Annotated in this window: 23 protein-coding genes and 1 pseudogene; 10 read left to right on the top strand and 14 right to left on the bottom strand. The window is 68.7% G+C overall.

Going from position 1 to position 25,179, the window contains the following annotated elements:
• Positions 1 to 22: 22 nt before the first annotated feature.
• From ilvD to HMPREF2886_RS27635, 3 genes are all read left to right on the top strand, one after another.
• The gene (gene ilvD, locus HMPREF2886_RS27645) at positions 23 to 1,861 is read left to right on the top strand and encodes a dihydroxy-acid dehydratase (RefSeq protein WP_003084436.1); all 1,839 of its coding nucleotides are present in this window, start codon (positions 23 to 25) and stop codon (positions 1,859 to 1,861) included.
• A 232-nt stretch (positions 1,862 to 2,093) separates the two neighbouring features.
• Complete coding sequence (locus HMPREF2886_RS27640) at positions 2,094 to 3,479, top strand: nucleobase:cation symporter-2 family protein (RefSeq protein ID WP_033971794.1); 1,386 nt, start codon at positions 2,094 to 2,096, stop codon at positions 3,477 to 3,479.
• Positions 3,480 to 3,617: 138 nt separating this feature from the next.
• Entirely contained in the window at positions 3,618 to 4,091 is a 474-nt protein-coding gene (locus HMPREF2886_RS27635) for a metallophosphoesterase family protein (RefSeq protein ID WP_003102894.1), read from the top strand.
• Positions 4,092 to 4,106: 15 nt separating this feature from the next.
• Here the strand turns inward: HMPREF2886_RS27635 and HMPREF2886_RS27630 are convergent, their stop codons facing one another.
• From HMPREF2886_RS27630 to HMPREF2886_RS27620, 3 genes are all read right to left on the bottom strand, one after another.
• Positions 4,107 to 4,613 (bottom strand): dihydrofolate reductase, encoded by a 507-nt coding sequence (locus HMPREF2886_RS27630; protein WP_033971795.1) that lies wholly within the window; start codon positions 4,611 to 4,613, stop codon positions 4,107 to 4,109.
• A gap of 82 nt (positions 4,614 to 4,695) precedes the next feature.
• Positions 4,696 to 5,736, bottom strand: a complete 1,041-nt coding sequence (locus HMPREF2886_RS27625) for a hypothetical protein (protein ID WP_070748765.1) — start codon at positions 5,734 to 5,736, stop codon at positions 4,696 to 4,698.
• Positions 5,733 to 6,827 carry a hypothetical protein gene (locus HMPREF2886_RS27620; protein WP_083318629.1) on the bottom strand — a complete coding sequence of 365 codons (1,095 nt, stop codon included), beginning with the start codon at positions 6,825 to 6,827 and terminating at the stop codon, positions 5,733 to 5,735. The genes HMPREF2886_RS27625 and HMPREF2886_RS27620 overlap by 4 nt, the downstream gene beginning before the upstream one ends.
• A 209-nt stretch (positions 6,828 to 7,036) precedes the next feature.
• Between HMPREF2886_RS27620 and HMPREF2886_RS27615 the strand changes: the two genes are divergently transcribed.
• Complete coding sequence (locus HMPREF2886_RS27615) at positions 7,037 to 8,188, top strand: glycerophosphodiester phosphodiesterase (protein WP_070748763.1); 1,152 nt, start codon at positions 7,037 to 7,039, stop codon at positions 8,186 to 8,188.
• Positions 8,189 to 8,224: 36 nt separating this feature from the next.
• Here the strand turns inward: HMPREF2886_RS27615 and HMPREF2886_RS27610 are convergent, their stop codons facing one another.
• A complete protein-coding gene (locus HMPREF2886_RS27610) occupies positions 8,225 to 8,587 on the bottom strand; it encodes a hypothetical protein (protein ID WP_033971800.1) in 363 nt (120 codons plus the stop codon).
• A gap of 191 nt (positions 8,588 to 8,778) precedes the next feature.
• On the opposite strand from HMPREF2886_RS27610, the gene HMPREF2886_RS27605 reads away from it, so the two are divergent.
• The 3 genes from HMPREF2886_RS27605 to HMPREF2886_RS27595 are packed head-to-tail and all read left to right on the top strand — an operon-like array spanning position 8,779 to position 12,368.
• Positions 8,779 to 10,164, top strand: coding sequence for a DUF2868 domain-containing protein (locus HMPREF2886_RS27605; RefSeq protein WP_070748761.1), 1,386 nt, complete (start codon positions 8,779 to 8,781; stop codon positions 10,162 to 10,164).
• Positions 10,157 to 11,536: a GTPase/DUF3482 domain-containing protein gene (locus HMPREF2886_RS27600; protein WP_039027913.1), complete on the top strand. Its 1,380-nt coding sequence runs from the start codon at positions 10,157 to 10,159 to the stop codon at positions 11,534 to 11,536. The genes HMPREF2886_RS27605 and HMPREF2886_RS27600 overlap by 8 nt, the downstream gene beginning before the upstream one ends.
• Before the next feature lie 34 nt (positions 11,537 to 11,570).
• Entirely contained in the window at positions 11,571 to 12,368 is a 798-nt protein-coding gene (locus HMPREF2886_RS27595) for an FkbM family methyltransferase (protein ID WP_058017882.1), read from the top strand.
• Between the two features lie 26 nt (positions 12,369 to 12,394).
• Here the strand turns inward: HMPREF2886_RS27595 and HMPREF2886_RS27590 are convergent, their stop codons facing one another.
• From HMPREF2886_RS27590 to HMPREF2886_RS27580, 3 genes are all read right to left on the bottom strand, one after another.
• The gene (locus HMPREF2886_RS27590) at positions 12,395 to 13,189 is read right to left on the bottom strand and encodes a thymidylate synthase (protein WP_003110588.1); all 795 of its coding nucleotides are present in this window, start codon (positions 13,187 to 13,189) and stop codon (positions 12,395 to 12,397) included.
• Between the two features lie 208 nt (positions 13,190 to 13,397).
• On the bottom strand, positions 13,398 to 14,198 hold the full coding sequence (gene lgt / locus HMPREF2886_RS27585; RefSeq protein WP_003084409.1) for a prolipoprotein diacylglyceryl transferase: 801 nt from the start codon (positions 14,196 to 14,198) through the stop codon (positions 13,398 to 13,400).
• A gap of 9 nt (positions 14,199 to 14,207) precedes the next feature.
• Positions 14,208 to 15,011, bottom strand: coding sequence for a sulfite exporter TauE/SafE family protein (locus tag HMPREF2886_RS27580; protein WP_033971804.1), 804 nt, complete (start codon positions 15,009 to 15,011; stop codon positions 14,208 to 14,210).
• A 121-nt stretch (positions 15,012 to 15,132) separates the two neighbouring features.
• Between HMPREF2886_RS27580 and HMPREF2886_RS27575 the strand changes: the two genes are divergently transcribed.
• Positions 15,133 to 15,888 carry an NRDE family protein gene (locus tag HMPREF2886_RS27575; RefSeq protein WP_033971805.1) on the top strand — a complete coding sequence of 252 codons (756 nt, stop codon included), beginning with the start codon at positions 15,133 to 15,135 and terminating at the stop codon, positions 15,886 to 15,888.
• 4 nt (positions 15,889 to 15,892) lie between these two features.
• Here the strand turns inward: HMPREF2886_RS27575 and HMPREF2886_RS27570 are convergent, their stop codons facing one another.
• The 3 genes from HMPREF2886_RS27570 to HMPREF2886_RS27560 all read right to left on the bottom strand — a co-directional run bounded on the left by HMPREF2886_RS27570 (position 15,893) and on the right by HMPREF2886_RS27560 (position 19,829).
• The gene (locus tag HMPREF2886_RS27570) at positions 15,893 to 16,930 is read right to left on the bottom strand and encodes a sensor domain-containing diguanylate cyclase (protein WP_058173529.1); all 1,038 of its coding nucleotides are present in this window, start codon (positions 16,928 to 16,930) and stop codon (positions 15,893 to 15,895) included.
• A 117-nt stretch (positions 16,931 to 17,047) separates the two neighbouring features.
• On the bottom strand, positions 17,048 to 19,327 hold the full coding sequence (ptsP, locus tag HMPREF2886_RS27565) for a phosphoenolpyruvate--protein phosphotransferase (protein WP_070748759.1): 2,280 nt from the start codon (positions 19,325 to 19,327) through the stop codon (positions 17,048 to 17,050).
• 22 nt (positions 19,328 to 19,349) lie between these two features.
• Entirely contained in the window at positions 19,350 to 19,829 is a 480-nt protein-coding gene (locus HMPREF2886_RS27560) for an RNA pyrophosphohydrolase (RefSeq protein WP_003084400.1), read from the bottom strand.
• A 203-nt stretch (positions 19,830 to 20,032) separates the two neighbouring features.
• On the opposite strand from HMPREF2886_RS27560, the gene HMPREF2886_RS27555 reads away from it, so the two are divergent.
• Together HMPREF2886_RS27555 and HMPREF2886_RS27550 are read left to right on the top strand one after the other, a co-directional pair.
• Entirely contained in the window at positions 20,033 to 20,686 is a 654-nt protein-coding gene (locus HMPREF2886_RS27555; RefSeq protein ID WP_003110585.1) for a histidinol-phosphatase, read from the top strand.
• Between the two features lie 49 nt (positions 20,687 to 20,735).
• On the top strand, positions 20,736 to 21,977 hold the full coding sequence (locus HMPREF2886_RS27550; protein ID WP_033971807.1) for an MFS transporter: 1,242 nt from the start codon (positions 20,736 to 20,738) through the stop codon (positions 21,975 to 21,977).
• Here the strand turns inward: HMPREF2886_RS27550 and HMPREF2886_RS27545 are convergent.
• The 4 genes and pseudogenes from HMPREF2886_RS27545 to ilvA all read right to left on the bottom strand — a co-directional run.
• Complete coding sequence (locus HMPREF2886_RS27545) at positions 21,950 to 22,417, bottom strand: DUF2269 family protein (RefSeq protein ID WP_003084393.1); 468 nt, start codon at positions 22,415 to 22,417, stop codon at positions 21,950 to 21,952. The two genes, HMPREF2886_RS27550 and HMPREF2886_RS27545, sit on opposite strands and share 28 nt — an antisense overlap.
• Positions 22,414 to 23,685 carry an SDR family oxidoreductase gene (locus HMPREF2886_RS27540; protein WP_070748757.1) on the bottom strand — a complete coding sequence of 424 codons (1,272 nt, stop codon included), beginning with the start codon at positions 23,683 to 23,685 and terminating at the stop codon, positions 22,414 to 22,416. Before HMPREF2886_RS27540 ends, HMPREF2886_RS27545 begins: the two co-directional genes overlap by 4 nt.
• 50 nt (positions 23,686 to 23,735) lie before the next feature.
• Positions 23,736 to 24,203, bottom strand: coding sequence for a DUF2269 domain-containing protein (locus tag HMPREF2886_RS27535; protein ID WP_070748755.1), 468 nt, complete (start codon positions 24,201 to 24,203; stop codon positions 23,736 to 23,738).
• A 119-nt stretch (positions 24,204 to 24,322) separates the two neighbouring features.
• Positions 24,323 to 25,179: pseudogene (ilvA, locus tag HMPREF2886_RS27530) on the bottom strand (threonine ammonia-lyase, biosynthetic); the annotation flags it as partial.

Genomic DNA, 25,179 nt, shown 5'->3' with positions numbered 1-25,179 from the left:
TGATTAGCCGCAGGAAATCGTCATGCCCGATTACCGCTCGAAAACCTCCACCCACGGCCGCAACATGGCCGGCGCCCGCGCGCTCTGGCGCGCCACCGGGATGAAGGACGAAGACTTCAAGAAGCCGATCATCGCCATCGCCAACTCCTTCACCCAGTTCGTGCCCGGCCACGTGCACCTGAAGGATCTCGGCCAACTGGTCGCCCGCGAGATCGAGAAGGCCGGCGGCGTGGCCAAGGAATTCAACACCATCGCCGTCGACGACGGCATCGCCATGGGCCACGACGGCATGCTCTATTCGCTGCCGAGCCGGGAGATCATCGCCGACTCCGTGGAATACATGGTCAACGCCCACTGCGCCGACGCCATCGTCTGCATCTCCAACTGCGACAAGATCACCCCCGGCATGCTGATGGCCGCGCTGCGCCTGAACATCCCGGTAGTGTTCGTTTCCGGCGGGCCGATGGAAGCCGGCAAGACCAAGCTGGCCAGCCACGGCCTGGACCTGGTCGATGCCATGGTGGTGGCCGCCGACGACTCCTGCTCCGACGAGAAGGTCGCCGAGTACGAGCGCAGCGCCTGCCCGACCTGCGGCTCCTGCTCCGGCATGTTCACCGCCAACTCGATGAACTGCCTGACCGAGGCGCTCGGCCTGTCGCTACCGGGCAACGGCTCGACCCTGGCCACCCACGCCGACCGCGAGCAACTGTTCCTGCGCGCCGGGCGCCTGGCCGTGGAACTCTGCCAGCGCTACTACGGCGAAGGCGACGACAGCGTGCTGCCGCGCAACATCGCCAACTTCAAGGCCTTCGAGAACGCCATGACCCTGGACATCGCCATGGGCGGCTCGACCAACACCATCCTGCACCTGCTGGCCGCCGCCCAGGAGGCCGAGGTGCCGTTCGACCTGCGCGACATCGACCGCCTGTCGCGCAAGGTGCCGCAACTGTGCAAGGTGGCGCCGAACATCCAGAAGTACCACATGGAAGACGTGCATCGCGCCGGCGGCATCTTCTCCATCCTCGGCGAACTGGCCCGCGGTGGCCTGCTGCACACCGACGTCCCCACCGTGCACAGCCCGAGCATGGCCGACGCCATCGCCCAGTGGGACATCACCCAGACCCGCGACGAAGCCGTACACACCTTCTTCAAGGCCGGTCCGGCGGGCATCCCGACCCAGACCGCGTTCAGCCAGAACACCCGCTGGCCGAGCCTGGACGACGACCGCGCCGAGGGCTGCATCCGCAGCGTCGAGCATGCCTATTCCAAGGAAGGCGGGCTGGCCGTGCTCTACGGCAACATCGCTCTCGACGGCTGCGTGGTGAAGACCGCCGGGGTCGACGAGTCGATCCACGTGTTCGAAGGCAGCGCGAAGATCTTCGAAAGCCAGGACGCCGCGGTGAAAGGTATCCTCGGCGACGAGGTGAAGGCCGGCGACATCGTGATCATCCGCTACGAAGGGCCGAAGGGCGGGCCGGGCATGCAGGAAATGCTCTATCCGACCAGCTACCTGAAGTCCAAGGGCCTGGGCAAGCAGTGCGCCCTGCTCACCGACGGGCGCTTCTCCGGCGGTACTTCGGGCCTGTCCATCGGCCATGCCTCCCCGGAAGCCGCCGCTGGCGGCGCCATCGGCCTGGTGCAGGACGGCGACAAGGTGCTGATCGACATTCCCAATCGCTCGATCAACCTGCTGGTCAGCGACGAAGAACTCGCCGCCCGCCGCGCCGAACAGGACAAGAAGGGCTGGAAGCCAGCCGCGCCGCGTGCCCGCCGCGTCAGCACCGCGCTCAAGGCCTACGCCCTGCTCGCCACCAGCGCCGACAAGGGCGCGGTACGCAACAAGGCGCTGCTGGACGGCTGAATCGTCCCGCGACGAAAAAAGCCCGGCGCCCCGCCGGGCTTTTTCATTCGCGCGTGCGCACGCCGAATGGCGGATAACCGCAAGCGGTCATTCGCCCTACCGCTCACTCACGCTCCAGCCGTTGGGGCGGATAACGCCACCGGCGTTATCCGCCGACATGCGGCGCAGCCAGGCCTGGGCGAGACCGCGTTCGCCCAGTAAAATCGCGCTCTTTTTTCCCCGGACCGCCACCATGAGCTCCCTGCAAAGCCCGTCGGACACCAGCGCCCGCAACGACCTGGTCTATGGCCTGGACGACCGTCCCAGCGCTCCCATCGCCCTGCTCGCCGCCCTCCAGCACCTGCTGGCGATCATCGTGCCGATCGTTACCCCCGGCCTGCTGATCTGCCAGGCGCTGGGCGTATCGCCGCGCGACACCAATCTGATCGTGTCGATGTCGCTGGTGATCTCCGGCATCGCCACCTTCGTCCAGTGCAAGCGTTTCGGCCCGTTCGGCGCCGGACTGCTGATCGTCCAGGGCACCAGCTTCAACTTCGTCGGCCCGCTGATCGCCGGCGGGGCGCTGATGGTCAAGCAGGGCACGCCGGTGGAAAGCGTGATGGCGGCGATCTTCGGCGTGGTCATCGCCGGCTCCTTCGTCGAGATGGGCATCTCGCGCATACTGCCGTTCGTCAAGCGGCTGATCACCCCGCTGGTGACCGGCATCGTCGTGCTGATGATCGGCCTGACCCTGATCAAGGTCGGCCTGATCAGCATGGGCGGCGGCTTCTCGGCGATGTCCAACGGCACCTTCGCCAACGGCGAGAACCTGCTGCTGTCCGGCGTGGTGCTGGGCATCATCGTGGTGCTCAACCGCATCCCGGTGGTATGGATGCGCAGTTGCGCCATCGTCATCGCCCTGGCCGTCGGCTACGCGCTGGCCGGCTACCTCGGACGCCTGGACTTCACCGGCATGCACCAGGCCGAGCTGTTCCAGGTACCGGCCCCGCTGCACTTCGGCCTGGACTTCTCCTGGCCGCTGTTCATCCCGATGCTGGTGATCTACCTGGTCACCTCCCTGGAAGCCATCGGCGACGTCACCGCCACCAGCAAGGTGTCGAAGCAGCCGGTGGAAGGCCCGCTATGGATGCAGCGGATCAAGGGCGGCGTGCTGGTCAACGGCGCCAACTCGTTCCTCGCCGGTATCTTCAATACCTTCCCCAGCTCGGTGTTCGCCCAGAACAACGGGGTGATCCAGCTCACCGGCGTGGCCAGCCGCTACGTCGGCCTGTGGATCGCCGCCATGCTGGTCCTGCTCGGCCTGTTCCCGAGTGTCGCCGGGGTCATCCAGGCGGTGCCGGAGCCGGTGCTGGGCGGCGCGGCGATGGTGATGTTCGGCGCGGTGGCCGCTTCGGGCATCAACATCCTCGCCGGCATCCAGCTGGACCGCCGCGCCCTGCTGATCATCGCTGTGTCCCTGGCCCTCGGCCTGGGCGTTTCGCAGGTACCGGAGTTCCTCGCGCACATGCCGGCGGCGCTGCGCAACGTGCTGGAGTCCGGGGTCGCCACCGGCGGTATCTGCGCCCTGCTGCTGAACTGGTTCCTGCCGGAAAGCCCGGCCCAGAAGGCCGGACACTGATAGGCGCGGCGCCACCTCCGGGTGGCGTCGCGGTTTTCGCCGAAGGGTTTTCGTACCCGGCCAATGGTTGGGTATGATCGACGGCATGGCCATGCCCGTCGGCCACCCTCTTCCGCCCCGCAACCCGGACCCGCGCCCATGCCCCAGTCCCGCCGCCCGTTGCGCATCGGCCTGATCGCCGACACCCATGGCCTGCTCCGGCCCGAGGCGCTGGAACGGTTGCGCGGCTGCGACCAGTTGATCCATGCCGGCGACATCGGCAAGCCGGAAATCCTCGCCGAGCTGGAACGCCTGGCGCCGCTCTCGGTGGTGCGCGGCAACAACGACACCCAGGACTGGGCGGCGGACATCCCCGAGCGCCTGCTGCTGAAGATCGGCCGGCTGACCCTCTACGTGCTGCACGACCTCAAGCGACTCGACCTCGACCCGGCCGCCGAAGGCATCGACGTGGTGGTCGCCGGACATTCGCACAAGCCGCTGAAGGAAGAGCGCGACGGCGTGCTCTACCTCAACCCGGGCAGCGCCGGGCCGCGGCGCTTCAGCTTGCCGATCGGGATCGGCGTGCTGGAAGTGGCGGGGAAGAAGATCGAGGCGGAGCTGATCACCCTCTGACCCCGCCTGGAACCGTCAGCGGCGCTCCCATACCTCGAAGGCGTAGGCAGGCGTATCGTCAGCCGCGGCGTGTTCGATGCTCGACGCCAGGCGCCAGGCCGCTCCATCGATCTCGGGGAAAAAGGCATCGCCCTCCGGCGCCAGGCCCACCCGGGTCAGGTAGAGGCGGGCGGCGCGCGGCAAGGCCTCGGCATAGAGCTGGGCGCCGCCGATCAGCATCAGTTCGTCGGCGTCCTCCGCCTGCGCCCACGCCTCGGCGCGCGCCAGCGCGGCGTCCAGGCTGGCGAACACTTCCGCACCCTCCAGTGCCAGGCCGGCCTGGCGGCTGACCACCAGGTTTAGCCGGCCCGGCAGCGGCCGGCCCAGCGAGTCCCAGGTCTTGCGTCCCATGATCACCGGCTTGCCAAGGGTCATCGCCTTGAAATGCTTGAGGTCGGCCGGCAGGCGCCAGGGCAGGCGGTTGTCGATGCCGATCGCACGGTTCTCGCCAAGGGCGGCGATCATCGCCAGCGGTCGTGCCATGGGGTTACCTCATCGTGGAAGGACAAAGGCGCGAGGATAAACACTCGCGCCGGCGGACTCCAGGCCAACTGTGCGGGCCGACCTACAAGGGATTGGCATACGGCGGCACCTGCATGAAGAAGGTGCCATCCTCGTTGACCTGGGTGGTGCCGGTCGCCAGCACCTTGCGGTAGTCCTGCAGGTTGAAGGTCAACACCTGGTCCGGCTTCTCGGTCTTCAGCAGCACCTGGGCGTAGGTGATGAGGATTTCGAAGATCTTCAGGTCGCCGGACTGTAGCCAGAGGAAAGATGGGCCCGCCGCGGCCGGCGGACTGAACACCGGCGACGGCTGGCCGGGCGCCTGGGAGAAACGCAGGTGCAGCCCCTGGTCGTCGAGCCAGGCCTCCTGTACGTGGCCGTCGATGCCCAGCAGCGGGAAGACCTTGCGGTAGTCCAGGCGCATGGCGCTGCCGACCAGGCTCGCCCCCGGCCGATCGAGGCTGACCAGCGCCGACATCGGCAGGCCGACCAGGCTCATCGCCCCGTACAGCGGCAGACCGATCACCTTCAACTGGTCGGGCCGATAGACCAGCGCACCGCTGGCCGCGTCCACCTCCACGCCGCCGCCCAGCCGCAGCGGCAGCCAGGGCCCTACGCCGAGCGGCCGCACCCGTCCCTCCACCTCCAGGCGTCCCGCCGCACTGCTCATGCGGAAGTCCTTCAACATGGTCCCGTCGTAGGCGAGGATCTGCTCGTTGAACAGGTTGGCCAGGTGCCGCGGGCTGAGCAGCACCTCGCCCTCCATCACCTGGAAATGCATGTCCTGCGGGCGGTCGAAGTCCACCGGCTGGCCGGCCCGGTTCGGCACCAGCCAACCCTTCACCTCGGGTACGTGGAAACCGATGTTGCCGCGCAGGTACATGTCCACGTTGCGCAGCAGTATGCCGACGCCATCCTGGCCGGAATCCACCGGCCCGGCCGTACGCATGGGCAGCGGCACCGGCGCCGGCGGGACCTGCCGGTACCAGCCCTCGCGCAGCAGGGCCAGTTCGCGCTGCTGCCGGTCGATGGCGCTTTCGGCCTGGACCGCGCTGGCCGCCAACAGGCAACAGCCAAGCAGCCCGCCCCACGGACGCCGGATCACAGCCGTGCCTCCAGCGGCGCCGGCGCCTTCACCGGCGACACGGCGATCTGCACCATGCCGTCCTCGCGCAGGCGGATCACGCCGTTCTGCAGTTGCCGCCGGTAGTCGTAGAGATTGAACAGCAGCGGCTGCCCCGGGCTGAGGCTGGTGAACAGGGCATAGGCCTTGACCAGCACGGTGCGCGCCATCTTGATATCGCCGCCCTCGATGAACATGTAGCTGTCCGGCGCCCCTAGTGCCGGCCATTGCAGGTCGGCCAGGGAGTCGCCGAGGGCGAGTTGCATGCCGCCGTCGGCCAAGGCCAGGCGACTGACGCGGAAGTCCAGGCGCGGCGGCGGGAACAATCCGTCGAGGTCGACGCGGATGCGGTTGCCGACCAGCTCCATGTGCCGGGTCTTCAGCTTCAGCACCTCGGACATCTCGATCGAGGCCGCCGCCAGCGACGAAGTGACCTCGACCCCGTCGACGAAGATCCGCCGGGGTACCAGGGTCACCTCCAGCGGACCGCTCAGCTCGATCTCGGTGAGCATCCGCAGCGGCCGCCAACGGCCCTTGCGCAACAGCTCGCCACGCACCTCCTGGCCATCCTTGCGGGTGCTCATCCTGAGGTTGCGCACGGCGGCGCGGGACGCGGCGAGGTCCTGGTTGAGCAGGGTCGCCAGGGTGGCGTCGCTGACGAATATCTCGCCGGCCTGGATCCGCGCCACCATCGCCGTCGGATCGTCGAGCGACAAGGGCGCGCCGGGACGAGTCGGTTCCATGCGGATCAGCATGCGCTGGATGAAGAAGCCGATGTCGTCGTGCAGGCGGAAGTCGGTATCGGCGATCCACAGTCGCGAACTCGCCGACCCCGAGCCGCGGGCGCCGACGCCCGCCTCCAGCGTACGCGGCGGCACGGCGCTCATCAGGCTGTCCGGCTGGCGCCCCCAGTCATCGGTAGCGGCCGTCGGCACACGCGCTTCGACGCTGGCCGGCGGCGCCACGGCCTGGCCGCCGCCGTGGGCATCGAAGGCCAGCCAGGCACCCAGCAACAGGCAGGCCAGTTGCAACGACAGGCAGGGAAACGCGGAGGCAGGTTGCGCGGAAGCCATCACCGATCCTCTTATTGTTATGCGAGCGCCGTCACCCTATACGCTGCCCCGGCTGTCCGCCCCTTTCGTTGGATTGGCCGGGAAAACGCCGACGTCGTCACACTGGCGGCGATTGTCACGGGAATGTCGCGAAACGGGCAAAGAAGTATCACCTGGCTGCGTCACTCTGCTGGACTGGAACACTCCCGAACCGCCGACGAGGACCCGTCATGCAACCAGCCTTCCTGCGCCGCCACCTCGGCGCCGCCTGCCTGATGCTCGCCGCTGGCCTGGCCAGCGCCGCCCACGCCGACACCGGCAACGTACAACGCGCCATCGACTGGGCCCAGGGCCAGGCCTCCGTCCGCCACCCGGCCAGCGACGAACGCTCGCCGCTGGTCATCGCCCACCGGGGCGCCAGCGGTTACGTACCGGAACACACCCTGGGCGCCTACGCCCTGGCGGTGATGATGGGTGCCGACTACGTCGAGCCGGACCTGGTGATGACCCGCGACGGCAAGCTGGTCGCCCGCCACGACAACGAACTGGGCCTGACCACCGATGTCGCCCAGCACCCGGAGTTCGCCGACCGCAAGCGCACGCAGAAAGTCGACGGAGTGGAACTCACCGGCTGGTTCAGCGAAGACTTCACCCTCGCCGAACTGAAGACCCTGCGCGCCATCGAGCGCATCCCCACGATCCGCCCGGGCAATGCGCGCCTGGACGGCACCTTCGAGATCCCCACCCTGCAGGAGATCATCGACCTGGTGAAAAGCCTGCAGATCAGCCAGCAGCGCACCATCGGCCTGTACCCCGAGATCAAGCACGGCACCCACTTCCAGCGCCTCGGCCTGGCCATGGAACGCCCGCTGGTGAAGACCCTGCACCGCAACGGCTACCTCGGTTCGCGTGCCCCGGTATTCATCCAGTCCTTCGAGGTGAACAACCTGAAGGAACTCAAGCGCCTCACCGGCATCCGCCTGATCCAGCTCTACGGCAGCGGCCAGCCCTACGACCAGCAGGCTGCCGGCGGCAGCCTGACCTACGCCGAGATGGCCACCGCCAAGGGCCTGCGCCAGGTGGCGCGCTACGCCTACGGGGTCGGTCCGGACAAGAGCTACGTGATTCCCCGCGATGCCAACGGCAACCTCGGCCAGCCGACCCGCTTCGTCGGCGACGCCCACGCCGCCGGACTGAAGGTGCAACCCTACACCTTCCGCGCGGAAAACAGCTTCCTTCCGGCGGAGTTCCGCAGCGCCGACGGCAACCCGCAGTCGCGCGGCGACCTGGCCGGCGAGATCAGGGCCTACCTCGACGCCGGCATCGACGGCCTGTTCAGCGACCAGCCGGACGTCGCCGTGCGCCTGCGCGAGCAGCGCTGACGCAGCCCGACCGGCGCCCATGCGTGGGCGCCGGCCTCATGGACAGTCGATGTAGTTGTCGAAGGGCTGTGCCTTGCCCTTCTCCAGTGCCTGTCGCCTGATGTTCCGGCAGATCCGCCGATCGCGCTCGTGCATGGCGTCGATCGACGGGTTGCCGGTGGGCTCCACGCCCTTGTGGTCCTTGACGCCAAAGGTCACCAAGGGCTGCTCCGGCTCCACCCGGAAGCGCGACGGCGTTTCCTTCTCCTCCTTGCGCGACGGCGGATCCGCCGCCAGGGTCGGCAACTGGTCGGCCTGCACGCCATAGCGTTGCAGCAAGGAGCCATCGGGCAACTCGTCGGCCAGCGCACTCGCCATCCCCAGCAACAGCGCCAGGGGGTATCGGCGTACTACCTTCATCTCAGTGCTCCTCTCGCTACCGGCGCCGAACGCTTTCGCCGCTGCGCCAGTCAAAACCCCACGCCCCGCCGCCAGCCGGCTGGCAAGCCGGCATGAGCCGCCGGGGCGCTTTTTGCTATGTTTGGCGCTGATCAGACGCCGTTGGCCGGGCACGATTCACGCTCGGCAGGGAAATCGACACAGGAGGTGACTTGAGTCACACGACGCATCCCGGCCTCGACGCCCTCTGGCTGACCGAGGCCGTTCGCCTGCGCGAGGAGCAGGCCGGTCCGCTGGAAGACAGCGAGGCGGTTCGCCAGGCGCTGGCCCAGGGCGGTTCCCTGCCGCGCCGTATTCTCACCCGCGCCCACTGGCTGGGCCGCCGCGAGGGCCTGCTCGACGCCCAGCGGACCTGGCGCCAGGGTTCGCGGCTGGCACTGGCCCTGCTGCTGGTGCTGGCCCTGGCCAGCGGCGCCGGACTGGCCTTCGCCGCGCTCGGCGACGGCCAGCGCCCGGTCAACGTGTTCTGGGCGCTGGCCAGCCTACTCGGCCTGCACCTGCTGACCCTGCTCGGCTGGGCCCTCGGCCTGCTCGCCGGCGGCGAGGCCGCGGGCGCGCTCGGCCGGCTCTGGCTGTGGCTCAGCGGCAAGCTGGCGCGCGATGCCCGCGCCGCGCACCTGGCGCCGGCGCTATTGGTCCTGCTCGGCCGGCGCCGGCTGGCGCGCTGGGGCCTCGGCGCGCTGGTCCACGGGCTCTGGCTGCTCGGCCTGCTGACCGCGCTGGCCATGCTCCTCGGCCTGCTGGCGACCCGCCGCTACGGTTTCGTCTGGGAAACCACCATTCTCGGCAGCGATACCTTCATCGCCCTCACCCAGGCGCTCGGTGCCCTGCCGGCGTTGCTTGGCTTCCCGTTGCCGGACGCCGAGCTGATCCGCGCCAGCGGCGACGCCGCCCTCGCCAGCGAAGCCGCACGGCACGCCTGGGCCGGCTGGCTGGTAGGCGTACTGCTGGTCTATGGGGTCCTGCCGCGCGCGCTGCTCGGTCTGTTCTGCCTGTGGCGCTGGAAACGCGGCCTGGCCGACCTCGACCTGGATCTCGACGACCCAGGCTACAGCCTGCTGCGCGAACGCTTGATGCCGGCCAGCGAACGCCTCGGCGTCAGCGACGCGGCGCCGGACTGGCTACCGGAGCCGCAGGGCGGCCAGTCCGGCCAGGAAGCCGCCGGAGCGGTGCTGGTGGCGGTGGAGCTGGACGATCGCCGGACCTGGCCGCCGAAGCTCGCCGAAGGCGTCGCCGACGCCGGCATCCTCGACGACGGCCAGCAGCGCCGCCGCCTGCTCGAACAACTGACCCGCTATCCGCCGGCGCGCCTGGCCATCGCCTGCGACCCGCGTCGCTCGCCGGACCGTGGCACCCTGGCGCTGCTCGGCGAACTCGCCCGCTGCGCCGCCAGCACCCGCATCTGGCTGCTCCAGGCTCCGCCCGGCGAAGCGCTCGACAGCGACCGCCTGGGTGACTGGCACGCCGCCCTGGAACGCCTGCAACTGCCGCACGGCGAGACCTCGCCGCTGGCCTGGCTGGAGACCGGCCATGACTGAGCCGTTGATCCTGGCCGTGGTCGGCCACACCAATACCGGCAAGACCTCGCTGCTGCGCACCCTGACTCGCGACCGCGGATTCGGCGAGGTCTCCCATCGCCCCAGCACCACCCGCCATGTCGAGGGCGCCAGGCTATCGGTGGACGGCGAAGCGCTGCTGGAACTCTACGACACGCCCGGCCTGGAAGACGCCATCGCCCTGCTCGACTACCTGGACGCCCTGGAGCGCCCCGGCGAGCGTCTCGATGGCCCGGAACGCATGGCACGGTTGCTGGACAGCAACGAAGCGCGCGGGCGTTTCGAACAGGAGGCCAAGGTGGTCCGCCAGTTGCTCGCCTCCGACGCCGGGCTCTACGTGATCGACGCCCGCGAACCGGTGCTGGCCAAGTATCGCGACGAACTGGCGGTGCTCGCCGGCTGCGGCCGGCCACTGCTGCCGGTGCTGAACTTCGTCGCCAGCCCGCAGCATCGCGAGGAGGAGTGGCGCGCCGCCCTCGCCCGCCTGGGCCTGCACGCGCTGGTGCGTTTCGACAGCGTGGCGCCGCCGCTGGACGGCGAACGGCGCCTCTACGAGAGCCTGGCGCTGCTGCTGGAGCGCGCCCGGCCGCAGCTCGACCGGCTGATCGCCGACCATGAGACCCAGGCCGCCGCGCGCCTGCGCGCCGGGCAACGGCTGATCGCCGAATTGCTGGTCGACGTCGCCGCCTGCCGGCGCCTGGTGCCCGGCGGCGAAAGCGCCGTGCAGGAAGCCACCCGCGATCTGCACCAGCAGGTGCGCAAGCGCGAGCAGGCCTGCGTGGAAGCGTTGCTGCGGCTCTACGCCTTCGCCAGGGACGACGCCCGCGCCGCCGACCTGCCGCTGCTCGACGGCCGTTGGGGCGACGATCTGTTCAATCCGGAGACCCTGCGCCAACTCGGTATCCGCCTCGGCGGCGGGGTTGCGGCCGGCGCCGCGGCCGGCGCCGGCATCGACCTGCTGGTGGGCGGCGTCACCCTTGGCGCCGCCGCCGCCCTCGGCGCCCTCGCCGGCGGCGCCTGGCAGACCGTCGGCCACTACGGCTCGCGCCTGCTCGGCAAGCTCAAGGGCGCCCGCGAGCTGACCGTCAACGACGCCGTGCTGCGCTTGCTCGCGCTGCGCCAACGGCAGCTCCTGGCCGCCCTGCAAACGCGCGGCCACGCGGCGGTCGAGGCGATCCGCCTGGAGACCCCGGAGGACAAGCAGTGGCGCGAAGGCAAGCTGCCGGAAGCGCTGCGCAAGGCGCGCGCGCATCCGGAGTGGTCGTCGCTGAACGGCAGGCGGGTGGGCGGCAGCGACCGCCAGGAACAGATCGACACGCTGACCGAATTGCTGGAGAGCGGACGCGGGGAATGACAGACTGGGCGACGATCGCCCAAGAGGTAGGCCCATGCCCTTCGTTTCCTACGCGCAGAACCTGGAAGACGTCCGACTCTGGCGGGCCCTGAAGCTCTTCCCCAGGGGGTTCTACATCGACGTCGGTGCCAACCACCCGCGGATCGACTCGGTCACCCTGGCGTTCTACGAGCGCGGCTGGCGCGGCATCAACATCGAACCGCTGCCCCACCTGCACCGCGAGCTGGAGCGGGAGCGGCCGGAAGACCTCAACCTGAACCTCGCCATCGGTGAGCGAGAAGGCCGCGCCACGCTCTACGAGATGGCCGCCTCGGGTCTCTCCACCCTGGACCCCGAACTAGCCCGCCAGCGCCAGGCCGAGGGCTGCACGGCCACCCCGCGCGAAGTGAAGGTCAGCACCCTGGACGCGATCTGCGCGGCCCACGTCGAAGGGCCGATCCACTTCCTCAAGATCGACGTCGAAGGGCTGGAAGGCGCGGTGCTCCGCGGCCTCGACCTGAACCGCTGGCGCCCGTGGCTGATCCTGGCGGAAACTCCATTCGACCACGACCCCGAATGGAAAGCGCCGCTGCTCGCTGCGGGCTACCGTTTCGTCCACTTCGACGGCCTCAACGGCTATTACCTGGCGGAGGAGCAGGCCCGCCTGGAAGGCGCCTTCGCGTTACCGCCGAACCTGCTGGACGACTTCCAGCTCTGCCATGGCCACGCCATGAGCCATCCGGTCGCACCGCTGGAGCAAGCCCTGGAGCAGGCGCTGAAACGCGCAGAAGATGCGGAGCAGGCTTTGCGGGACTGGCGCGCGCTTCCCTGGTACCGCCGCCTGTTCGGTTGAGCGGAGCCGACGGCTCCGTCGAAGGGTCAGACCGCGACCGGTGCCTTGATGTGCGGATGGGCCTCGTAGCCGACCAGTTCGAAGTCCTCGAAGCGGAAGTCGAACAGATCCTTCACCTCGGGATTCAGCTTCATGCTCGGCAACGGCAGCGGCTCGCGGGTCAGTTGCAGGTCGGCCTGCTCCAGGTGGTTGGCGTACAGGTGGCAATCGCCGCCGGTCCAGATGAACTCGCCCGGCTGCAGGCCGGCGACCTGCGCCACCATCAGGGTCAGCAGGGCGTAGCTGGCGATGTTGAAGGGTACGCCGAGGAAGATGTCCGCCGAACGCTGGTAGAGCTGGCAGCTGAGCTTGCCGTCGGCGACGTAGAACTGGAACAGCGCGTGGCAGGGCGGCAGGGCCATCTCGTCGATCAGCGCCGGGTTCCAGGCGGAGACGATCAGCCGGCGCGAGTCCGGATTCTTCTTCAGCATCGCCATCAGGTTGGCGATCTGGTCGATGTGGCGGCCATCCGGCGCCGGCCAGGAGCGCCACTGGTAGCCATACACCGGGCCGAGGTCGCCGTTCTCGTCGGCCCACTCGTCCCAGATCGAGACGCCGTGCTCCTTGAGGTAGGCGATATTGGTGGAGCCCTTGAGGAACCACAGCAGCTCGTGGACGATCGACTTGAGGTGGCACTTCTTGGTGGTCACCAGGGGGAAGCCCGCGGCCAGGTCGAAGCGCATCTGGTGGCCGAACACGCTATAGGTGCCGGTACCGGTGCGGTCGCTCTTGAAGGTGCCGTGCTCGCGCACGTGGCGCATCAGGTCGAGGTACTGTTTCATCGGAGGCTCGGATCGATATCGGTGCGGCGCCAACGTGGCGGTTCCCACCGAGGGATGACAGAAGGATGGCCAAGTCTACGGCGACCGAGCCTGCATCGCCAGTTCGGCGCGACCGGCGCAAGCCATGCACGCCCTGGCGCGGAAAGCCGGCTGCTCGGGGCGGATGACGCCTGCGACGTTATCCGCCCCGAGCATGGGAGGCGGGCCCTCAGGCCGCCTTCGGCTGCGCCGCGTCGCGGCGGTAGGCCCAGACCATCAGGGCAATGCCGGCCAGCACCATCGGTACGCAGAGCACCTGGCCCATGGTCAGCCAACCCCAGGCGAGGTAGCCGAGCTGGGCATCCGGCACGCGGACGAACTCGACGACGAAGCGGAAGATCCCGTAGCACAGCACGAACAGGCCGGAGACCGAGGCGGTCGGCCGGGGCTTGCGGGTGAACAGCCAGAGGATGACGAACAGCGCCACGCCTTCCAGGGCGAACTGGTACAGCTGCGAGGGATGCCGCGGCAACGGGCCGCCGTTGGGGAAGACCATGGCCCAGGGCACGTCGCTGACCTTGCCCCACAGTTCCGAGTTGATGAAGTTGCCGATGCGCCCGGCGCCCAGGCCGATGGGCACCAGCGGGGCGATGAAGTCCATCAGTTGGAAGAAGCTCTTGCCATGGCGCTTGCCGAACCACCAGACCGCCAGCATCACGCCGAGCAGGCCGCCATGGAAGGACATGCCGCCTTTCCAGACCTCGAAGATCAGCGTCGGGTTGGCGATGTACTCGTCCAGGTTGTAGAACAGCACGTAGCCCAGGCGGCCACCGAGGATCACGCCGCAGGCGACCCAGAAGACCAGGTCGGAAAGGCGCTCCTTGGTCCAGGTCGGGTCGAAGCGCTTCATCCGGCGCGACGCCAGCAGCCAGGCGCCGCCGATCCCGATCAGGTACATCAGCCCGTACCAGTGGATCTTCAGCGGGCCGACGGCCAGCGCAACCGGATCGATCTGGGGATACGTCAGCATCGATAACTCCTACGACAGAAAAGCAAGATCGGGGATCAGGAAACTTAGGCCCACGCTGAACAGCAGCAGGGCGAACAGTCGCTTGAGTACGCGCGGCGACAAACGATGCGCCAGGCGCGCGCCGAAGCGGGCGAACAGCATACTGGTGGCGGCGATGCCGACCAACGCCGGCAGATAGACGTAGCCCAGGCTCCACTCCGGCAACTGCGGGTTGTGCCAGCCGACCGCGATGAACGACAAAGCGCCGGAAATGGCGATAGGAAGGCCGCAGGCCGAGGAAGTCGCAACCGCCTGCTGCATCGGCACGCTGCGCCAACTGAGGAAAGGCACGGTCAGCGAACCGCCGCCGATGCCGAAGATCGCCGAGGCCCAGCCGATCACCGCGCCGGCCAGGGTCAGGCCGCCCTTGCCGGGCACCTCGCGGCTACCCTTGGGCTTGAGGTCGAGAAGCATCTGCAAAGCGACCAGGATGGCGAACACCCCGATTATCTTCTGCAACAGCGGCCCCTTGATCTGCGCCGCGGTCAGCGCGCCGAGCGCACTGCCGATGAGGATGCCGAGGGTCATCCAGGCGAACACCGGCCAGCGCACCGCGCCGCGACGATGGTGTTCGAGAATGGAGTTGATCGAAGTGAAGACGATGGTCGCCAGCGAGGTGCCGACCGCCATCTGGGTCAGGACGTCGCCGCCGAAACCGTGCGCGGTGAAGCTGAAGACCAGCGCCGGGACGATGATCAGGCCGCCCCCGACGCCGAACAGTCCGGCCAGCACGCCGGCACAGGCGCCCAGCACGATATAGAGGAGAAACTCCATGCACGCCCCCGTTGGAAAGCCGGCATGGTAACGGAATTGCGCGCCGTGCGGCAGGCGTCGTGCTTGAACGGCGATGGCGGATGCCTTTAGCCTGACGGCCAGCCCATCCCAAGGATCGCGCATGTGCCTGATCGTCTTCGCCTGGCAACCGGGGCACGCCCTGCCGCTGCTGGTCGCCGCCAACCGTGACGAGTTCTATGCCCGCCCGAGCCTGCCGCTGGCGGCCTGGGAGGACGCCGAGGGGGTATTCGCCGGGCGCGACCTGGAGGCCGGCGGCACCTGGCTGGGGCTAGGCCCGGCCGGCCGTTTCGCCGCCCTGACCAACGTCCGCGATCCGTCGCAGCCTCTCGGCAAGCGCTCCCGTGGCGAACTGGTGGCGGACTTCCTGCGCGGCGGCGGCAACCCGGCCGACTATCTGGCGCAGGTCGCCGGGCGCGCCGCGGACTATTCCGGCTTCAACCTGCTCATTGGCGACCGCCATCAGCTCTGGCACTACAACCCCCGCGTAGGGCCACCGCGCCTGCTGCCGGCGGGGATCTACGGGCTGTCCAACGCGGCCCTCGATACGCCCTGGCCGAAGCTGCTCAAGGCTCGCGCCGCCCTCGCCGAGCGGCTTGCCGTGCCGCATCCGCAGGCCCTGCTGGAACTGCTGGCCGACGCAGCCCCGGCCGACGACGGCCAGTTGCCGGATACCGGCGTGGGTCTGGCCACGGAACGCCTGCTCTCCAGCGTGTTCATCGCCAGCCCGAGCTACGGCACCCGCGCCAGCAGCGTCGTACGGGTACACGCCGACGGCACGCGGGAGATGATCGAGCGCAGCTTCGGGCCGTCCGGCGCCCGGCTCGGCGAGGTCGGCCTGGTGCTGCCGCCAGGCTGACCCTTCAGCAACAGGCCACGCAATCGCGACGCTGCTTGGCCCGATAGAGTGCGTCGTCCACCCGGCACAGCAGCAGGTCGAGGGTCTCGTCATCGTTCAGCACGCCGACGCCGAAGCTGGCGGTCAACCGCTCGCCCATCTCGAAGGACTGCGAGCGAACCCGCTGGCGCAGGCGTTCGGCCAAGGCCGCCGCGGCCTCCAGGCCGGTTTCCGGGAGCAGCAGGATGAACTCCTCGCCGCCCCAGCGCGCCAGCACGTCCACCTCGCGCAGTTCGCTGGCGATCAGACGGCCAAAAGCGACCAGCACGCGGTCGCCGGTGGAGTGGCCGAACAGGTCATTGATCCGCTTGAAGTGATCGACATCGATCATCACCAGTGCCGTGGCGCGTCCATGGCGCTGCCGGCGCATCCATTCATGGTGCAGGCACTGCTCGAACTTGCGTCGGTTGTACAGCTCGGTGAGCGGATCGATTTCGCTCAGGCGCTGGGCCTCGGCCATCTTCGAGGCCAGCGCCTGGTTGACCCGGTGCAGCGCCTCAGTGCGCTCGGCCACCAGTTCCTCGAGACGCAGGTTCCAGTCGAACAGTTCCTCGTTGCGCTGCTGCAACTCCAGCTCGACCAGCTTGCGCTGATGGATCTCATGGTGCGCACCGATCATCCGCCGCGGCTCGCCGCGCTCGTCGAACTCGACGAAACGCCCGCGATCGCTGATCCACAGGTAATCCCCGCTGTAGGTGCGGCAGCGGTATTCCTCGCAGTATTCCGGGCTTTCGCCGTCGAGGTAGGCCTGGAAGCTGGCCATCACCCGCGGATAGTCCTCGGGATGGATGATGTTCTTCCAGGTTTCCACGCTCTCCGGCAGGCTATGCGGCGGATAGCCGAGCATCAGGTACCAGCCGGCGCTGCGGCTGACCTGGTCGGTCGCGATGTTCCAGTCCCAGATCCCGTCGCTGACGATCTCCAGGGCATATCGCAGGGTTTTCTCAAGGTCTTCGCGTGACAGCGGAAGAAGACCTGGCGGCTTCGACGCCCGTTCGTCCATTTACGGCAATCCCTCGCACGTTCGACTGGCCAGTGGCCTCTACCGAATGGCAGGCAGTCTATACGCTTGCGGGGAAAGCGTAAGCGCCGCACGACGAAGCGTCCGGCGCGCGGGAAATCAGGGCTGGACGGTAGCCGCCGGGTTGATCACGCGACCCAGGCCGAGGTTGCGCAACGCCAGGTGCAGCGAGCTGTGGATGACCTGCGGGTTGTCGAAGGTGAGCAACTGGCCGAGCAGGTCCCGGGCCTTGTCCAGGGTGATCTGGCGCAGCAGCCACTTCACCTTGGGCAGGTTGGTGGCGTTCATCGACAGGCTGTCGAAGCCCATCGCCATCAGCAGCACGGCAGCCGCGGGATCGCCGGCCATCTCGCCACAGATGCTCACCGGCTTGCCTTCCAGATGGGCATCGTCGACCACCTTCTTCAACGCATGCAGCACGGCCGGATGCAGGTAGTCGTAGAGGTCGGCGACCCGCGGGTTGTTGCGGTCGACCGCCAGCAGGTACTGGGTCAGGTCGTTCGAACCGACCGAAAGGAAGTCGACCTGGCGGGCCAGCTCGCGGGTCTGGTACACGGCGGCGGGAATCTCGACCATCATGCCGATGGGCGGCATGGCGATGTCCACGCCCTCGTCGCGCACCTCGCCCCAGGCGCGGTGGATCAGGTGCAGGGCCTCTTCCAGCTCGTGGGTGCCGGAGATCATCGGCAGCAGGATGCGCAGGTTGTCCAGTCCTTCGCTGGCCTTGAGCATGGCGCGGATCTGGACCAGGAAGATCTCCGGGTGGTCGAGGGTGACGCGGATGCCGCGCCAGCCGAGGAACGGGTTGTCTTCCTTGATCGGGAAGTAGGACAGCGCCTTGTCGCCGCCGATATCCAGGGTGCGCATGGTCACCGGCAGCGGGTGGAAGGCACTGAGCTGCTCGCGGTAGATCGCCAACTGTTCCTTCTCGCTGGGGAAGCGGTCGTTGATCATGAACGGCACTTCGGTGCGGTACAGGCCCACCCCCTCGGCGCCACGCTCCTGGGCGCGGGCGACATCGGCGAGCAGGCCGGTGTTGACCCAGAGCGGCATGCGGTGGCCGTCGAGGGTCTCGCAGGGCAGCTCGCGCAGGGCCGCCAGACCCTTGCTCAGCTCGCGCTCCTCGGCAACCACGTCGCTGTACTGGCGCACCAGCTCGGCGGAGGGGTTGGTGTAGACCTCGCCGTGGTAGCCATCGACGATCAGGTCGATGCCGTCGACCTTGGAGTACGGCAGGTCGACCGCCCCCATCACCGTGGGGATGCCCATGGCGCGGGCGAGGATAGCCACGTGCGAGTTGCCCGAGCCGAGCACCGAGACCAGGCCGACCAGGCGCCCTTCCGGTACCTCGCCGAGCATCGCCGGCGACAGCTCCTCGCTGACGATGATGGTCTGTTCCGGGTAGGTCAGGTTCTGCTTGCGTTCTTCCTGCAGGTAGGCGAGCAGGCGGCGACCGATGTCCTTGACGTCGGAGGCGCGCTCGCGGAGATAGGCGTCGTCCATCAGCTCGAAGCGCTGCACGTGCTCCATCACCACCTGGCGCAGGGCGCCCTGGGCCCACTGGCCGGTACGGATGATGCGCTTGACCTCGTTGCCGATGGAGGCATCGTCGAGCATCATCAGGTAGACGTCGAACAGCGCGCGTTCTTCCTTGCGCAACTGGCTGGCGAGCTTGCTCGACAGCGCGCGCATGTCGGCGCGAACGCCCTCCAGGGCCTGCTTGAACAGGGCGATCTCGGCGTCGATGTCGTCGACCTGCTTGTCCGGCACCACTTCCAGGTCGGCCGGCGGCAACACCACCACCGCCTTGCCCACCCCGACCCCGGGGGCGCCGGGCACGCCGACGAACTTGGCTTCCTGGATGCCCTTGCCGAGCTTGCCCAGGCCACGGATCGAACCGGTCGCCTCGGCATGCGCGATGACCCCGGCGAGCTGGGCGCTCATGGTGACGAGGAAGGCTTCCTCGCCTTCGTCGAACTGGCGGCGCTCCTTCTGCTGCACCACCAGCACCCCCATCACCCGCCGATGGTGGATGATCGGCGCGCCGAGGAACGACGCGTAGCGCTCCTCGCCGGTCTCGGCGAAATAGCGGTAGCGCGGGTGGGCGGCGGCGTTCTCCAGGTTGAGCGGCTCCTCGCGGGTGCCGACCAGGCCGACCAGGCCTTCGCTGGGGGCCATGCTGACCTTGCCGATGGAGCGCTTGTTGAGGCCCTCGGTGGCCATCAGGACGAAACGCTGGGTCTCGGTGTCGAGCAGGTACACCGAGCAGACCTGGGTCCCCATGGCTTCCTTGACCCGCTGCACGATGATGCCCAGCGCCGCCTTCAGATCCTTGGCGGAGTTCACTTCCTGGACGATCTTGCGCAGCGTGTTGAGCATGCTCGGGGCCTTGTCTCCGTGTTCAGTCCCGCGCCAGAAGGCGCGGGGCCAGTTCCTTCAGGGCGCGGCGGTAGACCTCGCGCTTGAAGGTCACCACCTGTCCCAGGGGGTACCAGTAACTCACCCAGCGCCAGCCGTCGAACTCGGGCTTGCTGGTGATATCCATGCGCACGCGCGCCTCGTCGGACATCAGCCGCAGCAGGAACCATTTCTGCTTCTGGCCGATGCACAGCGGCTGGCTGTGGGTCCGCACCAGGCGCTGCGGCAAACGGTAGCGCAACCAGCCGCGGGTGCAGGCCAGGATGCGCACGTCCCCGGCCTCCAGCCCGACTTCTTCGTTCAATTCGCGATACAGCGCCTCTTCCGGCGTTTCGCGATCATTGATGCCTCCCTGCGGGAACTGCCAGGCTTCCTGATTGATACGCCGCGCCCACAGCACCTGCCCCGCCTCGTTGGCGAGAATGATGCCGACATTCGGGCGAAAACCATCGGAATCGATCACGCTGGGACATCCTCGAAATCGCATGTGCCCGCATTGTTCCATAAAGCTTGTGATAGCGGCAACGCGCGGCTTTGCGACTCGTGCGGGGAGGATACAGGGCCGGCAAAAGCCGGTAGGCTAGGGGTTTTCCCAAGGCCCGGTGGGAGCCTTCGCAAAAGGCTCTCGCGGCCCTCCCGCTACCCGCCAACCGATGGAGTCACCCCGTGCGTCTGGCCCTTTTCGATCTCGACAACACCCTGCTCGCCGGCGACAGCGACCATAGCTGGGGCGAATGGCTGTGCCAGCGCGGCCTGGTCGACGCCGCCGAATACCAGGCGCGCAACGACGCCTTCTATGCCGACTACGTCGCCGGCAAGCTCGACGTCCTCGCCTACCAGGCCTTCACCCAGGCGATCCTCGGTCGCACCGAGATGGCCCAGCTGGAAACCTGGCACCGCCAGTTCATGCAGGAAGTGATCGAGCCGATCGTGCTGGCCAAGGGCGAGGCGCTGCTCGCCGAGCACCGCGCCGCCGGCGACCGGCTGGTGATCATCACCGCCACCAACCGCTTCGTCACCGGCCCGATCGCCGAACGGCTCGGGGTGGAGACCCTGATCGCCACCGAGTGCGAGATGCGCGACGGCCGCTACACCGGGCAGACCTTCGACGTGCCCTGCTTCCAGGGCGGCAAGGTGGTGCGCCTGCAACGCTGGCTCGACGAGAACGGCCTGGACCTGGAAGGCGCCAGCTTCTACAGCGACTCGCTGAACGACCTGCCGCTGCTGGAAAAGGTCAGCCGGCCGGTGGCCGTCGACCCCGATCCGCGCCTGCGCGCCGAGGCGGAAAAACGCGGCTGGCCGATCATTTCCCTGCGTTGACCCACTGACAAGCGCGCCGTCCGACGGGCGGCGCCACGGCGGACCCAGGATGCCCCACACCGCCCCCGCTCCCGGCTCGCTGCGGCCGGTCGTGATCGTCGCCCTGGCCACCGCGCTATGCCTGGCCGGCGACTCGATGCTCTACATCGCCCTGCCGATCTACTGGCGCGAGGTCGGCCTGGAGGCGCTCTGGCAGGTCGGCGTGCTGCTGTCGATCAACCGCCTGATCCGCCTGCCCTTCAATCCGCTGATCGGCCGCCTGTACAAGCACCTGGCACTGAAGACCGGCCTGCTCCTGGCGGTCGTCATCGGCGTGCTGAGCACCGCCGGCTACGGCCTGGCCAGCGGTTTCCTGGCCTGGGTGCTGCTGCGCGGACTGTGGGGGATCGGCTGGTCGTTCTTCCGCATCGGCGGGCTCTCGGCGGTGGTCTACTGCGCCGCCGACCACCAGCGCGGCCGCGCCATGGGCCTGTACAACGGCCTCTACCGCCTGGGCAGCCTGGTCGGCATGCTGCTCGGCGGGCTGCTGGTGCCGGTCCTCGGCCTGCCGGCGCTGGCGCTGTCCTTCGCGATCCTGGCACTGCTCGGCCTGCCGCTGCTGGCGAAGGGTTTCGACTTGCCGGAGAGTCCCGCCGGACATGCGCGGACCTCCGCCGCAACGGCAGCCACCAGCGTCGCCAGGCGCCCGCCGCCGCGCGGCCTGGTGATCCTCAGCGGCTTCGCCACCGCGCTCCTGATCCAGGGCGTGCTCGCCGCCACCCTGAGCGCGCTGATCGCCCGCAGCTTCGGCACCGAGGTCAGCCTGCTCGGCCTGGCGCTCAGCGCCGCCGGCCTCTCCGGGATCATCCAGGCCCTGCGCTGGTCCTGGGAGCCCTGGCTGGCCGGGCGCTTCGGTGCCTGGTCGGATGGCCCGCGCGGGCGTCGGCGGTTCTACGTGGCTGCGCTACTGGTCGGCGCAATGGGCTTCGGCCTGCTTTCCAGCAGGCTGCCCATTCTCGCCTGGCTGGCCATCGCCCTGCTGGTGATGCTGGTCGCCACCGCCCTCACCACCCTGACCGACGCCCTCGCCGCCGACGTCGCCCGCGCCGGCGACGTGGTCGGCTTCATGACCCGCTACTCCATCGTCCAGGACCTCGGTGCCGCGCTGGGCCCGGCCCTGGCCTTCCTCCTGCTGGAACGGCCCGGCGGCTTCGCCTGGTTGTACTGGGGCGGTTCCCTGGCGCTCCTGGTCCTGGCGTTGCTCTGGTTGCGCCGAGCGGACTCTCAGACCGGCTTGTTGACCATCAGGTAGAAGATGACCATGAAGGCGATGAAGGCCGGCCAGCCGAGGATGAACCAGGCGTTCATGTAGCGGTACGCCAGCGGTTCGATGGGCCGCGCCTCGCGCAAGGCCGCCTCGGCCATGTCGCGTACGCGGATCTGCAACCACACCACCGGTAGCCAGCAGAGCCCGGCGAACACGTAGAGGCCCAGGCTCCACAGCAACCAGCCCTGGGCCAGCGACCAGCCGGCGACATGCACCATGGCCAGGCCGCTGAGCGGCTGGAACACCGCGGTGGTGGCGATGAACAGCCAGTCGGCGGTGACCAGGTGGCGGAAGGTCACCGCGATCACCGGCAACTGCCCGCTGCGCCAGGCACGCAGAGCGTAGTAGGCCGACCCCAGGCCGGTGCCGAAAAGAATGGTCGAGGAAAGGATATGCAGGGTCTTCAGCAGCAGGTAGAGGTTCATCCACGGGCCTCCTTGGCTCGAGGTTCGTCGCCCAGCAGCCAGAGCGTGGCCACCATCAGCACGATGTTCTTGCCGACCGCCATGTAGGGGTCGTACCAGTAGTGCGGCAGGATCAGGCTGATCGCCAGGCTGTAGCCAAGCATCAGCCAGAATTGCGCCAGCAGCGCGCGCCGGCGCCAGCGGCGGAGCAGCAGGCCGACGCCGAGCACACCGTCGAGCAGGGCCCCGGCGATCACCGCCAGGCTCGCCGGCCAGCCGTGGATGCCGGCCTCGCCGAGGATCCGCAGGCCCCAGCCGTAACCCGGCCCCAGGCAGGCGACCAGGGTACCCAGCCAGATCAGCACCAGCGCCGCCAGCATCAGCGGCCGCATCAGCGCCGCCAGGCTGCGTGCCGCCTGCGGCCAGCCGAGCAGCCGACTGGCCAGCGGCGCGCAACGATAGCCGCAGGCCGCATCGAGGAGTGCCGGGTCGGCCAGGTTGTCGTGGCGCACCAGCTTCAGCATCGATGGACTCAGTGTCCGCCAGCCCGCACGCCGGCCGAGCCCGCCCAACGCATCGAGAAGCGCCGCGGGCGGCACCACATAGCGGCCGCGCGGCCAACCCTGGGCGCGGCGCAGCTCGTCCAGCAGCTCGCCCTGGGTCAGCGCCTGCGGACCCACCAGCGGAATCACCTGCGCCCACTCCGGCCAGCGGCGCAGCAGGGCCAGCACCGCGCCGACCAGGTCCTCGACATGCAGCGGTTGCAGACGCGCGCGATTGTCCAGCAAGGGAATCAGCGGTAGCGGCGACAGGCGTTCCAGCCAGGCGCTGCTGGCGCCGCCCGGCCCCAGCAGCAGGGATGGGCGCAGCACCAGCGCCGGGACGCCCAGTTCCAGCAGGTGGCGGTCGGCCGCCGCCTTGCTGGCGAGGAAGGCCACGTCCGGGTGCGCACCGGCGCCCAGCGCGGAAATCTGCAGGACCTTCGCCCCATGGGCGGCGGCGAGGTCGAAGAGTGTTCGCGCGCCGCTGTCCTGGACGCGAGCCATGCTCGCCTCGTCGAGACTCATGGTGCCGGCGGCGTTGATCAGCAGGTCGACCCCGGCGGGCCAGGCGAAGCTGTCCGGCCTTTCCGCAAGCCGCTCCAGGTCGAGCGCCAGCCAGCGTGCGCCGGCAGGCGCATCGGCCGGCGGGCGGCGCGCGGTGAGGAGCAGTTCGTGTCCGGCGGCGAGCAGCGCCGGGAGCAGGTGCCGCCCGACGAAACCTCCCGCGCCTACCAGCAGAATACGCATGCGTTCCTACAGAACCGGCGAAGGCCGGTGAAGTCCATTTCGTTGGCGTTTCAGAGCGGCTTGCTGACCATCAGTACCGCCACCGCGATGAAGCTGGCCGCACCGAGCAGGGCCATGACCAGGCCCACCTTGATCTCGCGCAGGGTCTGCTCGCCCAGCGCGGCCCCCGCCGTCTCGGCGGCGCCGGCCTGATGCTGGACCCGCGCCAGGCGGCCGGCGAGGACCAGCCAGAAGATGCAGCCGAGCAGATAGAGGCAGGCGCCGAACAGCAGCCAGCTCTGGCCCAACGGCCAGCCGGCCAGGTGCGCCAGCCACCAGCCGCTGATTGGCAGGGCCAGCAGGCTGAGCCCCAGCAACGGCCAGCCGATCAGGCGGACCCGCTTGAAACCGCGCGCGACCCGCGCCGCGTCGCCCGTCCGCCAGCTGCGCCAGGCGTAGAGCGCCAGGCCGAGCAGGCCGCCGAACAGCAGCACGGTGGCGACTCCGTGGAGAATCTTGATCTGGAGAAAATGTTCCATCAGCGCATCCTTGTCCGTGTTCCCGGCCCGTTTGAGGGGCCGGGGGCGGGCTCAGTTCCCGAGGAAGGAGATCACCTGCCCGTGAAGCTTAGCAGCCCGCGCCGGCGAGCCGCCGCGGGTCAGCCGAGGAACAGCCGGTAGGCCGGGTTGGCGGTCTCGTCCCAGTACGGATAGCCGATCGCCTCCAGGGTCTGCGGGATCAGGTGGCGCTCGTCTTCCGGCACCTGCAACCCGGCCACCACCCGGCCGTCGGCCGCGCCATGGTTGCGGTAGTGGAACATCGAGATGTTCCAGCGCCCGCCGAGCTTGGTGAGGAAGTTGAACAGCGCGCCGGGCCGCTCGGGGAATTCGAAGCGGAACACCATCTCGTCGCTGACTTTCACCGCATGGCCGCCGACCATATGGCGGATGTGCAGCTTGGCCAGTTCGTTGTCGGTCAGGTCGAGGACCGGGAAGCCCTTCTCGCGCAGATAAGCCACCAGCGCCTCGCGCGGGTCGTTTTCCGGGTGGGTCTGCACGCCGACGAAGATGTGCGCCTCGCTGCCGCTGTGGTAGCGATAGTTGAACTCGGTGATCTGGCGCTTGCCGACTGCCTCGCAGAACGCCTTGAAGCTGCCCGGCCGCTCGGGAATGGTCACCGCGATGATCGCTTCGCGGCGCTCGCCCAGTTCGGCGCGTTCGGCGACATGCCGCAGGCGATCGAAGTTGACGTTGGCACCGGAGTCGATCGCCACCAGGGTCTGCCCCTCGGCGCGCTCGCGCTCGACGTACTTCTTGATCCCGGCCACCGCCAGCGCGCCGGCCGGCTCGGTGATCGAGCGGGTGTCGTCGTAGATGTCCTTGATCGCCGCACAGATCTCGTCGGTGCTGACGGTGATCACCTCGTCGATGTGGTCCTTGCAGATGTCGAAGGTGTGCTGGCCGATCTGCGCCACCGCCACGCCGTCGGCGAACAGCCCGACCTGGCCCAGCACCA

It is taken from the genome of Pseudomonas sp. HMSC066A08, assembly GCF_001813025.1.
GTDB lineage: Bacteria > Pseudomonadota > Gammaproteobacteria > Pseudomonadales > Pseudomonadaceae > Pseudomonas > Pseudomonas aeruginosa.
The sequence above is the reverse complement of the archived record's forward strand: the minus strand, read 5'-3'. Positions and strand labels throughout refer to the sequence as shown.